The sequence below is a fragment of the Nocardiopsis sp. MG754419 genome (assembly GCF_018207095.1).
Lineage (GTDB): Bacteria > Actinomycetota > Actinomycetes > Streptosporangiales > Streptosporangiaceae > Nocardiopsis.
The window spans coordinates 1-362 of record NZ_QOCZ01000405.1 but is presented as its reverse complement, the minus strand read 5'-3'; the positions used below and the strand labels follow the sequence as shown (position 1 = coordinate 362).

The 362-nt window shown below is 69.9% G+C and carries 1 protein-coding gene; it reads left to right on the top strand.

The annotated features are described in order from the left end of the window. Window positions 1-362: alpha-L-fucosidase (locus DSY14_RS28315; RefSeq protein WP_211719627.1), on the top strand; the 362-nt coding region annotated here is incomplete at both ends.

The following is a 362-nucleotide window of genomic DNA, read 5'->3' as shown; positions in this document are numbered from 1 at the left end:
TGCCGATGCAACCCTGGTTCACCGACGCCAAGCTGGGCATTTTCATCCACTGGGGCATCTACGCCGTGGAAGGGGTTCCGGAGTCCTGGTCCTTCTACTGGGGCGAGGTCCCGCACGAGCGGTACATGCGACAGCTCGACGGATTCACGGCGTCCCGGTACGACCCGCGCGCCTGGGCGGAGCTGTTCGCCCGCGCCGGCGCCAAGTACGCGGTGCTCACGGCCCGGCACCACGACGGCGTCGCCCTGTGGGACACCGCGCACGGCGACCTGAACGTCGTCCGGAGCACCCCGGCCGGCCACGACCTGATCGCCGGATACGCGGACGCGCTGCGCGAGCAGGACCTCAAGGTGGGCCTGTAC